Here is a 13,432-nt window from a genome sequence, read left to right on the forward strand (position 1 = left end):
CAAAGCAGCGGTTCCCGCCCTATTGGCAACACGAGCAGTCGTCGGTGACGTGGTCGCGGACCGCGGCTACGACGCGCAAGCCATTATCGAGATGATCCAGCAAAGAGGCGGCCGCGGCCACATCCCAACCCAACGGGACCGCAAGCAGCAGCGCAGCGTCGACCCAGCCATCTACCGCCAGCGCAACCTCGTAGAACGGTTCTTCAACAAGCTCAAACACTTCCGCAAGATCGCAACCCGATACGAAAAGACGGCGCGCAACTATCTCGCCGCCGTTCTCATCGCTTGTTCACGCCTCTGGATGCGCTTTTATGAGTCCGCTACCTAGGGGCTTCGCATTGGTTGCAACCGGCTGGCTGGAGCGCTTGCGCAACTTCGGGCCGCAGGCGCTTGCCCGCGGCAACAGGACGCGCGGCATATCCTGCCGGCGGGCGGCAGCGAGGGGGAACCTTCCCGCTGTTGCCGCAATTGATTTCTAGGTTACGTTCAACCAGAAAATCAGCCAGGGACCCAAACCCATGATTCGCCGCGATGTTATGCTGCTCGGCCTGTCCGTCGCTCTTGCCTCGGCCATGCCGGCCCTGCCGGCCTTGGCGCTCGACCGTGCGCTGACGCCCCAAGAGCAGCAGCTCATCACCGATATTTCCGCGCACAATTCGGCCATCCGCACCATGGTTGGCCGCTTCCTGCAGATCGATACCTCCGGTGGCCGCACCGAGGGTACGTTCTTTCTCGAACGCCCGGACAAGGTGCGCTTCCGCTATAACCCGCCCAGCCGCGAGGAGATCGTCTCGGTCGGCCGCGGCTTCTATGTGCTCAACCGCCAGGAAGAGACCTATTACGCCTATCCGCAGGACTCGATCCCGCTGCGCCAGTTCCTCGGCGACAGGATCAATCTGTTCGAGGCCAATCTGGTCGATGTGACCAATTCGGACGGCTACCTGTCCGTGACCCTGATCGATGAGACCATGGCGGGTACCGTCCAGGTGTCGCTGATCTTTGACGTCGAGACCAAGGACCTGGTGCAGTGGAGCCTGGTCGAGCCCAGCGGGGCCGAGCTGACCTTCTCGCTCTATGACGTGGAAAAGGGCGTGGACATTCCACGGGCGTTTTTCTCGATTCCAGCGACATACAAGAGCGTCGACCCCGCCAAGCGCTAGGGTTTGGCCGGGGTCTTGCGCGGGCCCCCACGCTTCCCCACCATACGTCCGTTATTGCCCGGCTTGTCCGGGCAATTTCTATTTTGGGGGAGGTGGATCACCCGGACAAGCCGGGTGATGACGGCGTGGAGGGATCTGGGCTGGCACAGCCTATCGGGACTTGCTGTGAGGGGGCTGCCTTGCCTGCCTTGCCGGTTCGGCACGTGGAAAAGCCCACCACGGCGCCGTTATCGCCCAGCCACCGCGCTGTCCACGGGCTTGACCCGTGGACCACTCGTAACGCGTGCCGGGTGGAGAATGGCCCACGGGTCAAGCCCGTGGGCAGCCTGGTGGGTGGGGCAGAGTTCTCTGCGCGGCAGGAAGCTCGATTACCGCGGCAATATTATGCTGTCAGCCACAGGGCGATAAGACCGGCGAGGCCGACAAGGATGCGCCAATAGGCGAAGGGGGCGAAGCCATGCCTGGAGACGAAATCCAGCAGGTATCGCACCACCAGCGCGCCGACCACGAACGAGGCCGCAAAACCGATGGCGATATGCAGGCCCAGATCCATGTCGATCAGATTGCGGCTCTTGTAGAGATCATAGCCAAAGGCGCCGATCATGATCGGCAGGGCGATGAAAAAGGTGAATTCGGCCGCCGAGCGCTTGCTGGCACCAAACAGCATGGCGCCCACCACTGTGGCGCCCGAACGCGATACGCCCGGGATCAGCGCGATCATCTGGAACAGGCCGACAATCAGCGCCAGATACCAGGGGTAGTGATAGATATCGTCGTATTTCTGCTTGATCGGCATGCGGTCGACGATCAGCAGCACGATGCCGCCGATGAGCAGGCTCAGGCAGATCACCAGCGGCGATTCATAGATCACCGTCTGGATGTAGTCGCGGAACAGCACGCCGGCCAAGGCGCCGGGGAAACTGGCGATCACCACGGCGGCGGCGAAGTGCCAAGCATAGGGCTTGCCGGCCAGCGCATCACGGATGAGTTCGCCGATCTTGGCGAAATACACGGTAATCACAGCCAGGATCGCACCCAGCTGAATCAGCACGATAAAGGTCGCCGGTTGGGTAAAACCGAAGAAATGCCCAGCCAGCAGCAGGTGTCCGGTGGAGGAGACCGGCAAGAATTCGGTAAGCCCTTCGAGAATTCCCAGGATCAGTGGCACAAAAAGACCTTGATCGGCGTTCATTTGATCCCCTAATTCATCTTGTGGGCTATCTGTGGGCCCTGCTCTTAATGGTGTTCGCGCATAGCGCCAAGGCCAGGGCATTGATCAAGCGAAAACCGGAGGAGCGAAAACCCGCATGCCGAGCCTTTTGCATCACCCTCTGGATCCGTCCTCGCGTCTTGTAAGACTGATGTGTGCCGAATATGGCGTGCCGCTGGACATGGAGGAGATCAAGCCCTGGCTGCGCGAAGCCGAGCTGCTGGAGATCAATCCGGCCGCGACGCTGCCGGTCCTGATCGGCGATAGCGACACGCCCATTGTCGGCCTGCTCGCCTCGATCCACACCATCGAAGATCTTTATACGCCCAGCGCCGTCGAGGGGCTGATCCCGGCCGAGCCGGGCCAGCGCGCCGAAATGTGGCGGCTGATCGAATGGGTGATCTTCAAGCTCAATGACGAAGTCACCCGCTATGTGCTCGAGGAGAAGATCGTCAAGCGCGACCAGCGCGGCGCGACGCCCGATCCGGCGGTGCTGCGCGTGGCCAAGGCCAACCTCAACGAGCATATGCTGTATTTCAACTGGCTGTTCGCCACCCGCGCCTGGCTGGCCGGCGACACCATGACCCTGGCCGACTTTGCCCTCGCCGCGCATCTGTCGACGCTCGACTATCTCGGCGATATCGATTGGGGCAAGGCCGGCGAAACCCGCGACTGGTATTCGCGCATCAAGTCGCGCCCCGCCTTCCGCACCCTGCTCAATGACCGCGTCGTCGCGATGCCGCCGCAGCGCGGTTATGCCGATCTGGATTTTTGATTACCGCACCGGGTCATGCCCGCGCAGGCGGGAATCCATTCTTTGAGTTGTGCCGACAGAGCGGGCAGAATGGATTTCCGCCTGCGCGGGAATGACCCTGTGAAAACTGTAACGCCATCCGCCGATAAACTTGTCGCCGAGCTGCGGACCCGCGCCAGGGCGCTGGGCTTTGACAGCTTTGGCATTGCGCCGGCCTCGGCCCGCCCCGACCTGCCCGCAAAGCTGCAGGCGGCTTTGGACGCCGGCTGGCATGGCGACATGGAATGGATGGCCGAAACCGCCGAGCGCCGCGCCAGCCCGACGGCGCTATGGGACGAAGTCCGCTCGATCATCCTGCTTGGCTATAATTACGGCCCCGAGACCGATCCGCTGGCCATTCTGGGTGAGCGCGATCTCGGCTCGATCTCGGTCTATGCGCGCAATCGCGATTATCACGAGATCATCAAGGGCAAGCTCAAGGAACTGGCCGGGCTGCTGTCACGCCGCTCCGGCGAAGGCGTCAAGGTGTTCGTCGATACCGCGCCGGTGATGGAAAAGCCGCTGGCGGAAGCGGCAGGCCTGGGCTGGCAGGGCAAGCACACAATTCTTGTCAGCCGCGAATTTGGCTCCTGGCTGTTTCTGGGCGCCATCTTCACTTCGGCTGAACTGCCACCCGACCAGCCGCATGCCGAAAGCTGCGGCTCCTGCACGCGGTGCCTCGATATCTGCCCGACCCAGGCGTTTCCGGCGCCGTTCCAGCTCGATTCCCGCCGATGCCTCGCCTATCTCAGCGTCGAGCACAAGGGCCCGATCCCGCTCGAATTCCGGGTGCCGATGGGCAATCGCATCTATGGCTGCGACGATTGCCTGGCGGTTTGCCCCTGGAACAAATTTGCCAAGGTCAGCCGCGAGGCCAAGCTGCGGGCACGCGCGGATCTCGAGCGGCCGACTCTTGCGCAACTGGCGCGGCTCGATGACGAGGGCTTTCGCACCTTGTTTGCCGGTTCGCCGGTCAAGCGCATTGGCCATGGCCGGTTCCTGCGCAATGTGCTGATCGCCATTGGCAATAGCGGCAATGTGGAACTGGCGGGGCTCGCCGAGGATCGGCTCGATGCCGACGACCCCCTGGTGCGCGGCGCCGCGATCTGGGCCTTGCGGCGCCTGACCCCAGAGCGTGCCCAGCGGCTCAGTCTTGCCTATCTGGCGAAGGAAGGCGATAGCTCGGTACGCAGCGAATGGACGGCGGACCTCTGACATGAACGTGTTTATCTTCGGCCTCGGATTTTCAGCGCTGGCGGCAGTTGAGGCCTTTGCTGGCATCGGCGAGCCGGTCCACGTGGCCGGAACGGTTCGTACCGCCGAAAAGGCAGCGGCATTGCGGGCCAGAGGCATTGCCGCCCATGTGTTTGACGGCACCGCGCCGGGACCGACACTGGGGCCGGACCTGCGTCGCGCCAGCCATGTGGTGTTCTCGATTGCCCCCGGCAGCGCCGGCGATCCGGCTTTGGCCCATCACCGCGCCGATCTCGATGCGGCGCCGGAGCTGGAATGGCTCTGCTACTATTCCACCGTCGGGGTCTATGGCGATTTCGGCGGCAGCTGGATCGACGAGACTGCGCCGCTGGTGCCGCGCAATGAGCGCTCGGATCGCCGCGTGCTGGCCGAGGACGAATGGCGCGACTACGCATCGGAACGCGGCGTGCCGCTGGCCATCCTGCGGCTGGCCGGCATTTATGGCCCCGGCCGCTCCAGCTTCGACAAACTGGCCGATGGCACGGCGCGCCGGGTGATCAAGCCGGGCCAGGTGTTCAATCGCATCCATGTCGCCGATATTGGCCGCGTGACCGCGCTCGCCGCACAAAAACGGCTGGCCGGCACCTTCAACCTCGCCGATGACGAGCCGGCCCCACCGCAGGATCTGGTGCGCTTTGCCGCCGATCTCGCTGGCGTCGAGCCGCCGCCCGAAGTTGCTTTCGATGTTGCTGACATGACCCCGATGCAGCGCTCTTTCTACGCCGATAACAAGCGCGTCTCCAATGTCGCGATCAAGCAGGCGCTGGAGATCGAACTGCTCTATCCCACCTTTCGCGATGGCCTCAGCGCCATTTTCAGCGAGGAAAGCGCATGAGTGTTTCGCCCGCCAAATCGGCGCCCCAGGCCATCGTGCTCGATGGCCGCTTTGTCCGGCTGGAACCGTTCCATGCCCGCCACGCAGCGGATCTGTTCGCGGTCTCGACCATGCCGGGCGGCGCCGAACGCTATCGCTGGCTGTTCAGCCACGCGCCGACCTCGCTGGCAGAGATGGAGACCCGGATCGTCGATGCCAATGCCGGTGCAGACCGCTATGTGGCGGTGATCGACAAGGCCAGCGGCAAGGCAGTCGGCCAGCAGGCCTGGATGCGCATCGCCCCCCAGCATGCCTCGATCGAGATTGGAGGGGTCTATTGGGGCCTGCCCATGGCCCGCTCGCCGCTGGCCACCGAAGCGCTGTTCCTGTTCGCCCGCCACGCCTTTGACGACCTCGGCTATCGCCGGTTCGAGTGGAAGTGCAATAATAACAATGAACCCTCCAAAGCCGCGGCGCTGCGCTTCGGCTTTCAATATGAGGGCCTGTTCCGCCAGGACTTGATCATCAAGGGCGAGAGCCGGGACACGGCCTGGTTCTCGATCATCGACAGTGAATGGCCTGCGATCCGGGCTGAATATGAGCGATGGCTGGCCCCGGACAATTTCGATGCCGCTGGGATGCAGAAGAGCAAGCTGGTGACGCGGTAGCACCTTCCACGGAGTCATTCCCGCGCAGGCGGGAATCCACTCTTCAACTCGGTACGAATCCCAAAACAGAATGGATTCCCGCCTCCGCGGGAATGACCCGGTGATGGGGAGCAACCACCGTGCTGCCCACGGGCTTGCCCCGTGGGTCATTCGCGGCGCGGCGTGAGAGGTGAGTGGTCCCCGGATCAAGTCCGGGGACAGCACAGTGGGGAGGCGAGATATCGCTCTACCCGCTATCTACTTTACGATCCGCTGACCTGAACGCCGGCGCCCTCCCCACGCGCTACTTACTCGCCCGCCAGCCGCCACACCGCGTCTTTCAGCAGCGCCAGGTCCTGATCCCGGCTCAGCCGGTGATCGCCATCGGGGATCAGCGTCAGGGTCACCGGATCGTGCAGGATATGGGTGACCAGCTTGATGGCATGGGCCTGCGGCACGTCGGGATCGGCGCCGCCTTGCAGGATGATCGTCGGGCAGCCGGTTTCGATGACGCCGCCGAACAGCCGGTGGTGCTCGCCATCCTCGATCAGCTTGCGGGTGATGCGATAGGGCGTGTCGGAATATGCCGAGGGCTGGTCGACATAGCCGAGATTTTGCAGCGATTCATGGTCGGCGGCGCTAAAGTCGGGCAGCATCAGGTCATGGGTCATGTCGACGGCCGGGGCGATCAGCACCAGGCCTTTGGCGCGGGATTGCCCTGCCGCCTGCATGGCGCGGACCAGCAGCAGCGCCAGCCAGCCCCCCATCGAGGAGCCAACGATGATCTGGGGTCCACTGGTCGTGGCGAAGACTGCCTGGGCTTCCTCCAGCCAGCGGCTGATGCTGCCATCATCGAACGATCCCCCCGAGGCGCCATGGCCGGAATAGTCGAAGCGGGTGACGGCCAGACCCTTGTCGGCGCCCAGGGCATCGAGAGCCATGGCCTTGCTGCCCATCATGTCGGAGCGATAGCCGCCGAGCCAGAACAGGCCCGGATTGCCACCGGGGCGGGTTTGCACGGCGATGTCGCGACTCTCGGCGCCGCTTCCGACGACAAGAGTTGATCGTTCGATGCTGGTCATGGCTGGCACTTTCCGATGAAGGATCCTATACTTGGCCATAGCGCGGCCATATGGGCGTTTCCTAGGCGCAACAGGCTTCAAATTCCATCGGTTTACCTGTTGACTTATGGCCGCCGTGACACGATTTTACGCTCGATTTCACCACTTGGCTTGTCAACACAAGGAACTCTGCCATTCGTCGTCCCATGAGACCAGTTGCGCCCCAGAAAGATGGGCCGCTCTCGAACGAGGATATCACCAGCCCCGATGTTCAACTCATCGATGCTGAAGGCGAGAACCGGGGCGTCGTCCGGACTCGTGAGGCTCTCACAGAGGCCCAGGAACAGGGACTGGATCTGGTCCTGATCTCTCCGAACGCCAGCCCGCCGGTCGCCAAGATGCTCGACCTCGGACGCTTCAAATATGCCGCGCAGAAAAAAGCTGCCGAGGCGCGCAAGAAGCAGAAGGTGATCGAGGTCAAGGAAGTCCAGCTCCGGCCCAATATCGATACCCACGATTACGAGACCAAGATGAAGGCTGCCCAGCGCTTCATCGCCGAAGGGGATCGCGTCAAGGTAACGATGCGCTTCCGTGGCCGCGAAATGGCCCACCAGGACATTGGTATGCAGCTGCTGCTCAAGGTCCGGGAACTGCTCGAGCCGGTGGCCAAGGTCGAAAGCCAGCCCCGCTCGGAAGGCCGTCAGATGGTCATGGTCCTGGCGCCCAAGTAAGGCATCGACCACCACGCATAGAAAAAGGCAGGCCCTCGGGCCTGCCTTTTTGTTTTGGATGGCCCCTGTGCTGTTACAGCGCGGCGGCGACGTCGCTGGCATAGGGGATAGCCGGCTGGGCGCCGGGATTGAGGCAGGCCAGGCTCGCCGCCACTGCGGCGCGGCGCATGGCGGCTTCCAGCTCCAGCCCGGCATCGAGCCCGGCGGCAAGATACCCGCAAAAGGTATCGCCGGCGCCGACGGTGTCGACAGGCGTTACCTGCAGTGCCGGAACCTGGATCAGCCCGTTGGGCGTCGCGGCCTTGGCCCCGTCGGGGCCCAGGGTGACGATCACCGTCTGGTCATGGGCCCTGGCCCAGTCCTGCATGGCGGCGTCGAGTTCGTCTATGCCACGGCCGGTGAGCAGGGCAAATTCGGTTTCGTTGGCGATCAGGATTGTCGCCTTGGGGGCCACCGTCCTGGTGCTGTCGATGAAGGGGGCGGTGTTGAGGATCGAGATCACGTCCTGCGCCCTGGAGAGGTCCAGCGCCCGTTCGGTCGCCGCCTGCGGGATTTCCTGCTGCAGCAGCAGCACGGTGCCTGCGTCCATGCCCTTGAGTGCAGTTTCGGCATCGGCTGGGGTCATGGTGCCATTGGCACCGGGCAGCACCGCAATGACGTTCTCGCCACGGGTATCGACAAAGATCATGGCGATGCCGGTCGGGCCCTCGGCAATGCGCATATTGGAGAGATCGACGCCATCGGCCTTGAGCAGTTCGAGCGCTGCATCGGCAAAGGCATCGGCGCCCACGGCCGAAAAATGCCGGACTTCGGCACCGGCGCGGCGGGCGGCCAGTGCCTGGTTGGCGCCCTTGCCGCCGGCTGCCATCGAGAACGTGCCGCCGGCCACGGTTTCGCCGGGCCTGGGCAGGCGCGAAACTGTGCCGACCTGGTCGAGATTGGTAGAGCCGAAGACAGTGATCATGAGGCAGCCTTGATGATGGTGTTCCAGTTGCGCGAGGTCCAGAGACGCTTCTTGCCGAAATGCTTCCAGATCTGCTCCATGCCTGCGCCAAACCGCCCGGAGGGCAGTCGGAAAGCCAGGATGCATACCTCGCGCTCGGTGAGTTTGACTACCTCGAAATCACCCGCGAGGGCACAGGGCATTGGCAGGGACCGCGCATCGGGTTCGGCCAGCAGCGTCACATAGAGTTTGGTATCGGCATCTTCCGTCCGCCCGGAAAAGGGGTCGAGCGCGATCAGCGCCCGCAACTCGTCCTGGGTCCGCAGCACCACTGCGATGGGAAAGCCGAAAGTCTGGCCCAGAGCAGCTTCGATGGCGCCGCGCTCGGCGGTCTCGGCATCGAACAGCACATTGCCGCTCGCCAACAGCGTCTTGACGTTATCAAAGCCCATCGCGGTAAAGGCCGCAGCCAATTCGGCGCTCTTGACCTGGCGCTTGCCCAGATTGACGCCCCGCAGCAGAGCCACGCGCCGGGTCACGCCTTGCCGGCCTTGCCATTGGGGTGGATGGTTTCGCCGCGCACCAGCATCTCGACAAAGCCATCGATCTTCTTCTGCCGGGCGGCTGGGGTTTTCAGATTGCCCACGCGGAACGCCATCGCAAAGCGGTTGGTCTTGTTCAGGCTTTCAAAGCTTGCCAGCGCCCGGGGATCGGCAGCGATCGCTGCCATCAGGTCGTCGGGGATCTCCATCTTCGAGCTCGCGGCATAGGCGGCGTCCCAACGCCCGTCGGCCTTGGCGGCATCGACGTGCCGCAGGCCATGCTCGGTCATCCGGCCTGCCTCGATCAGCCGATCGATATGGGTGCGGTTGACCTGGCTCCAGATGCTCCTGGCCCTGCGCGGGGTGAAGCGCTGCAGGAACGAGACCTCGTCATGGGATTTCTTGATCCCGTCGATCCAGCCCCAGCACAAGGCAACGTCCAGCGCCTGGTGATAGGTAATGGTCGGGATGTCTGAGCCCTTTTTGTAGATGCGCAACCAGAGTTCGCTTTCGCGGTCATGGTGCTGCGCGAGCCAGGCCTCGAACCCCGCCTGATCGGTAAAGCTGCGGATGCGGTCGGGATTGGGAATGACTGGCGCCATCAGATCACCCCGAGGCCAGCCTTGTCGATAATGGCCTGCAGCTTGGGATCGAGCAGTTCGGCGGCCGGCAGGCCCATGCCGAACGTCTCGCTCAGCACTTCGCGCATATCGGCGACATTGGTGATGAAGCGCTGGTCTGTCTGCCCTTCGGGGCCATGCACGGTCAGCCGGTTCTCGAGCAGGGCAAGGCGTTTGCCCTCTGGCGACAGGGCTACGCGCAGGTCCTGCCGGAACTTTGAGGCCGGGTCGGTCGAGAGATAGAGGTTGGAGGCATCGTAATCGGCGTCGGTGCGCTCGATCATCTCGAAGCTATAGAGGGCTTTCCAGTCCTCGCCGATCTTGGCTTCAAGCCGCCATTCGGGATCGCCGCCGGTCAGCCGGCAAGTTTCGTGCGGGGTCTTCTGCTCGATATCGGGGCGCAGCCGCAGCGGCGCGGTCAACGTCAACCCGCCAAAGCCGACATCGGCGATATGGGTCTGGCCGGAGATCTCCACCGCCAGCACCATATGGCTGAGCGCGATATCGGTGGCGTCGGGATTGTTCCACAGCACTTTGGCCAGCAGGGGGATGACCTTGTAGTCGAGCTCGCGCAAGACGCGCATCAGCAGCAGATTGTGTTCGTAGCAATACCCACCCCGGCGCTCGGCCAGCAGCTTTTTTTCCAGGCTCGCCTGGTCGAGCGGCACCGGCAGGCCAAGCAGGGGGTTCAGGTTTTCAAAGGGTATGACGGCGGGGTGCAGCCCATGCAGCAATTCCAAAGTCGCCAATGTCGGGGCGATCGATCCGGCAAAACCGATTCGCTCGAAATAGGCTTTGAGATTGACTTTATGGCTCATCGACCACCCTTGGCGCTGTTTCCGAATCCGCCGCAATATGGGGCAATTGGGCAGGGTTTGTCACGGCTGGCAATTTTCGGCGCAACAGCGTCGTCGCGCCGCAGGGCGATTGGCGGGCGCCAGTCGTCATCCGGAGAGGTGTTCCGCCGATAGTTTGATTGGTGCGGCAAACGCCCTGGCTGACGCAGCCTCAGCCCTGCTGCTTGCGGACGCGGATGACGACGTCGACATGGCTGACCACCATGCCGCGCGGGGCCTGTGGCAGGCTCTTGAATTCGACCGAAGCGGCCGGGATGTCGATCATCCGCTGCTCGTCTTCGACATAGAAATGGTGGTGATCGGAAGTGTCGGTATCGAAATAGGAGCGCGAGGCATCCACCGCCACTTCGCGCAGCAGGCCTGCTTCGTGGAACTGGTGCAGCGTATTGTAGATGGTGGCCAGCGAGACATTGACGCTGGCGTCATTGGCCTCGCCATGCAGTTGCTCGGCGCTGACATGCCGATGCGGGCCGCCAAACAGCAGTTCGGCAAGCGCGACGCGCTGACGGGTCGGACGAAGGCCGGCCATCCGCAGGACTGCGGTAAGGCAGGGCTTGCGTGATGGAAGAGGCCGGGCGGTCTGAGTGCGATCTGACATTGGGTCCTTTAGAAGGCTTAAAAGGGCCGGAAAACTCGTTTCCTTATAGCTATGGCGGGGGTTTGGCACAAGCGGCGCGCCGCCGCACACGCAGCTGTGCGCCCTTGGCATCACTTGACCCCCTTTGCTGGCACCGCTACGAGGAACCGTTAGTTAACCGGGGGCTTTGTATGGCCGAGCGCGCACACCAATTCAGTTACGAAGAACTGTTGGCCCATGGCCGCGGCGAATTGCCGGGTCAGACCGATGCAAGGTTGCCCGCTCCGCCGATGCTGATGTTCGATCGCATCACCCACATCGCCGACAATGACGGCCTGTATGGCAAGGGCTCGGTCACCGCCGAACTCGACGTCCATCCCGACCTCTGGTTCTTCAAGTGCCACTTCATCGGCGATCCGGTCATGCCCGGCTGCCTGGGGCTTGATGCCGTCTGGCAGATGACGGGCTTCTTCCTGGGCTGGACCGGCTCGCCCGGTCGTGGCCGCGCCCTGGGCGGCGAGATCAAAATGACGGGACAGGTCACTGACGACGTCAAGCTGGTCGAGTATGGTATCGACATCAAGCGGGTCATGCGTTCGCGCCTGACGCTGGGTATCGCCGATGGCTGGGTCAAGGCTGACGGCAAGGTGATCTACGAAGCCAAGGACCTGCGGGTCGGCCTGTTCACCGAGAGCCAGCTGCGGGACCAGAAGGGCGCCTGATCGGCGCTCGTCCATATCCAGAACATGAATCGCCCGTACAAGGGCGACTTGAACATTAGGAGCGAGGCCTAAGATGAGACGTGTAGTCGTCACCGGCATGGGGATCATTTCATCGATCGGCAACACCGTGCCGGCCGTGATCGAGAGCCTGCGCGCGGCTCGGCCTGGTATCTCCCGGGCCCAGGACTATGTCGATCTCGGCTTCCGCTCCCAGGTCCACGGCAATCCCGGCATCGATCCGTTCGAAATCCTGGATCGCCGCGTCACCCGCTTTATGGGCAAGGGCGCGGCCTGGAATTATCTGGCCATGCAGCAGGCCATCGCCGATGCGGGTCTGGAAGAATCCGACATCTCCAATCCGATGACCGGTATCGTCATGGGTTCGGGCGGCACCTCCACCCGCACCATTGTCGAAGCCGCCGATACGACCCGCGAAAAAAAGAGCCCCAAGCGGATCGGGCCGCTGGCCGTCCCCAAGGCGATGGGATCGACCGCTTCGGCCACCCTGGCCACCAGCTTTGGCATCAAGGGCATCAATTATTCGATCTCGGCCGCCTGTGCGACGTCCAAGCATTGCATCGGCAATGGCTATGAGCAGATCATGATGGGCAAGCAGGACATCGTCTTTGCCGGTGGTCACGAGGATCTGGACTGGACGCTGTCGAACCTGTTCGACGCCATGGGCGCCATGTCGTCCAACTTCAACGAGACCCCCGAACGTGCCTCGCGCGCCTATGACCTCAACCGCGATGGCTTCGTCATTTCGGGCGGCGCCGGCGTATTGGTGCTCGAAGAGCTGGAACATGCCAAGGCGCGCGGCGCCAATATCATCGCCGAAATCATCGGCTATGGCGCGACCTCCGATGGCCTCGACATGGTTGCCCCCTCGGGCGAAGGCGCCGAGCGCTGCATGCGCATGGCGCTGCGCAATGTCAAAGCCAAGGTCGACTACATCAATCCGCATGCCACCTCGACCCCGGTGGGCGACCTCAAGGAAATGGAAGCCATCCGTTCCCTGTTCGGCAATGAGGACAAGTGCCCGCCAATTTCGGCCACCAAGTCGCTGACCGGCCACAGCCAGGGCGCCACCGGCGTGCATGAGGCGATCTATTCGATCCTGATGATGCGCGAACGCTTCATCGCCGCCAGCGCCAATATCGAAACGCTGGACCCGGCCTTCGCCGACATGCCGATCCTGCAGCAGCGCCGCGACAATGCCGATCTGGGCATCGTGCTGTCCAACTCGTTCGGCTTCGGCGGCACCAATGCCGCCCTGGTGTTCAAGCACCCGGACGCCTAGGCGTTATTTCCATTTCCCATCCACAGTGCTGCCCGCGGACTTGATCCGCGGGTGGGCTTTCGCTTGCGCTGATCCGTGCTCGCACCCACGCAGTCATTCCCGCGCAGGCGGGAATCCACTCTTTGGGTTGTTCGCTGCTCACAAGAATGGATTCCCGCCTGCGCGGGAATGACGCTGTGGGTGGGGAGACTGACGCGGTGA

16 protein-coding genes are annotated in these 13,432 nt (G+C 63.0%); 9 read left to right on the top strand and 7 right to left on the bottom strand.

Annotated features, from left to right (window positions below; genetic code table 11):
- Together BUA69_RS16455 and BUA69_RS16460 are read left to right on the top strand one after the other, a co-directional pair.
- The coding region (locus tag BUA69_RS16455) for an IS5/IS1182 family transposase (protein WP_072866599.1) at positions 1 to 328 on the top strand (328 nt) is incomplete at its 5' end.
- Positions 329 to 518: 190 nt separating this feature from the next.
- Positions 519 to 1,160, top strand: a complete 642-nt coding sequence (locus BUA69_RS16460; RefSeq protein ID WP_046137101.1) for a LolA family protein — start codon at positions 519 to 521, stop codon at positions 1,158 to 1,160.
- 382 nt (positions 1,161 to 1,542) lie between these two features.
- Here BUA69_RS16460 and BUA69_RS16465 read toward each other — a convergent pair whose 3' ends face one another.
- On the bottom strand, positions 1,543 to 2,352 hold the full coding sequence (locus BUA69_RS16465) for an undecaprenyl-diphosphate phosphatase (RefSeq protein WP_046137100.1): 810 nt from the start codon (positions 2,350 to 2,352) through the stop codon (positions 1,543 to 1,545).
- Between the two features lie 115 nt (positions 2,353 to 2,467).
- Here BUA69_RS16465 and BUA69_RS16470 point away from each other — a divergent pair, with 115 nt between their 5' ends.
- The 4 genes from BUA69_RS16470 (at position 2,468) to BUA69_RS16485 (ending at position 5,899) form a co-directional block, all read left to right on the top strand.
- The gene (locus tag BUA69_RS16470; protein ID WP_046137099.1) at positions 2,468 to 3,145 is read left to right on the top strand and encodes a glutathione S-transferase family protein; all 678 of its coding nucleotides are present in this window, start codon (positions 2,468 to 2,470) and stop codon (positions 3,143 to 3,145) included.
- Between the two features lie 69 nt (positions 3,146 to 3,214).
- Positions 3,215 to 4,378 carry a tRNA epoxyqueuosine(34) reductase QueG gene (gene queG, locus BUA69_RS16475; RefSeq protein WP_046137098.1) on the top strand — a complete coding sequence of 388 codons (1,164 nt, stop codon included), beginning with the start codon at positions 3,215 to 3,217 and terminating at the stop codon, positions 4,376 to 4,378.
- 1 nt (position 4,379) lies between these two features.
- Positions 4,380 to 5,252 carry an SDR family oxidoreductase gene (locus tag BUA69_RS16480; RefSeq protein ID WP_046137097.1) on the top strand — a complete coding sequence of 291 codons (873 nt, stop codon included), beginning with the start codon at positions 4,380 to 4,382 and terminating at the stop codon, positions 5,250 to 5,252.
- Positions 5,249 to 5,899 (top strand): GNAT family N-acetyltransferase, encoded by a 651-nt coding sequence (locus BUA69_RS16485; protein WP_046137096.1) that lies wholly within the window; start codon positions 5,249 to 5,251, stop codon positions 5,897 to 5,899. The genes BUA69_RS16480 and BUA69_RS16485 overlap by 4 nt, the downstream gene beginning before the upstream one ends.
- A gap of 287 nt (positions 5,900 to 6,186) precedes the next feature.
- Here the strand turns inward: BUA69_RS16485 and BUA69_RS16490 are convergent, their stop codons facing one another.
- A complete protein-coding gene (locus BUA69_RS16490; RefSeq protein ID WP_046137095.1) occupies positions 6,187 to 6,960 on the bottom strand; it encodes an alpha/beta hydrolase in 774 nt (257 codons plus the stop codon).
- A gap of 173 nt (positions 6,961 to 7,133) precedes the next feature.
- Between BUA69_RS16490 and infC the strand changes: the two genes are divergently transcribed.
- A complete protein-coding gene (gene infC / locus BUA69_RS16495; RefSeq protein WP_072866600.1) occupies positions 7,134 to 7,670 on the top strand; it encodes a translation initiation factor IF-3 in 537 nt (178 codons plus the stop codon).
- 73 nt (positions 7,671 to 7,743) lie between these two features.
- On the opposite strand, the gene BUA69_RS16500 is transcribed toward infC, so the two are convergent.
- The 5 genes from BUA69_RS16500 to irrA all read right to left on the bottom strand — a co-directional run bounded on the left by BUA69_RS16500 (position 7,744) and on the right by irrA (position 11,230).
- Positions 7,744 to 8,634, bottom strand: a complete 891-nt coding sequence (locus BUA69_RS16500) for a ribokinase (RefSeq protein WP_046137093.1) — start codon at positions 8,632 to 8,634, stop codon at positions 7,744 to 7,746.
- Positions 8,631 to 9,152, bottom strand: coding sequence for a DUF1697 domain-containing protein (locus BUA69_RS16505; RefSeq protein WP_052950781.1), 522 nt, complete (start codon positions 9,150 to 9,152; stop codon positions 8,631 to 8,633). Before BUA69_RS16505 ends, BUA69_RS16500 begins: the two co-directional genes overlap by 4 nt.
- The gene (locus tag BUA69_RS16510) at positions 9,149 to 9,757 is read right to left on the bottom strand and encodes a YdeI/OmpD-associated family protein (RefSeq protein ID WP_046137092.1); all 609 of its coding nucleotides are present in this window, start codon (positions 9,755 to 9,757) and stop codon (positions 9,149 to 9,151) included. Before BUA69_RS16510 ends, BUA69_RS16505 begins: the two co-directional genes overlap by 4 nt.
- On the bottom strand, positions 9,757 to 10,593 hold the full coding sequence (locus tag BUA69_RS16515; RefSeq protein ID WP_046137091.1) for an arylamine N-acetyltransferase family protein: 837 nt from the start codon (positions 10,591 to 10,593) through the stop codon (positions 9,757 to 9,759). The genes BUA69_RS16510 and BUA69_RS16515 overlap by 1 nt, the downstream gene beginning before the upstream one ends.
- Before the next feature lie 190 nt (positions 10,594 to 10,783).
- Entirely contained in the window at positions 10,784 to 11,230 is a 447-nt protein-coding gene (gene irrA, locus BUA69_RS16520; protein WP_072866601.1) for an iron response transcriptional regulator IrrA, read from the bottom strand.
- 170 nt (positions 11,231 to 11,400) lie between these two features.
- Here irrA and fabA point away from each other — a divergent pair, with 170 nt between their 5' ends.
- Together fabA and fabB are read left to right on the top strand one after the other, a co-directional pair.
- Positions 11,401 to 11,931 carry a 3-hydroxyacyl-[acyl-carrier-protein] dehydratase FabA gene (gene fabA, locus BUA69_RS16525; protein WP_046137089.1) on the top strand — a complete coding sequence of 177 codons (531 nt, stop codon included), beginning with the start codon at positions 11,401 to 11,403 and terminating at the stop codon, positions 11,929 to 11,931.
- A gap of 73 nt (positions 11,932 to 12,004) precedes the next feature.
- Complete coding sequence (gene fabB / locus BUA69_RS16530) at positions 12,005 to 13,231, top strand: beta-ketoacyl-ACP synthase I (protein ID WP_072866602.1); 1,227 nt, start codon at positions 12,005 to 12,007, stop codon at positions 13,229 to 13,231.
- Positions 13,232 to 13,432: the final 201 nt, after the last annotated feature.

It is taken from the genome of Devosia limi DSM 17137, from assembly GCF_900128975.1.
Classification (GTDB): domain Bacteria; phylum Pseudomonadota; class Alphaproteobacteria; order Rhizobiales; family Devosiaceae; genus Devosia; species Devosia limi.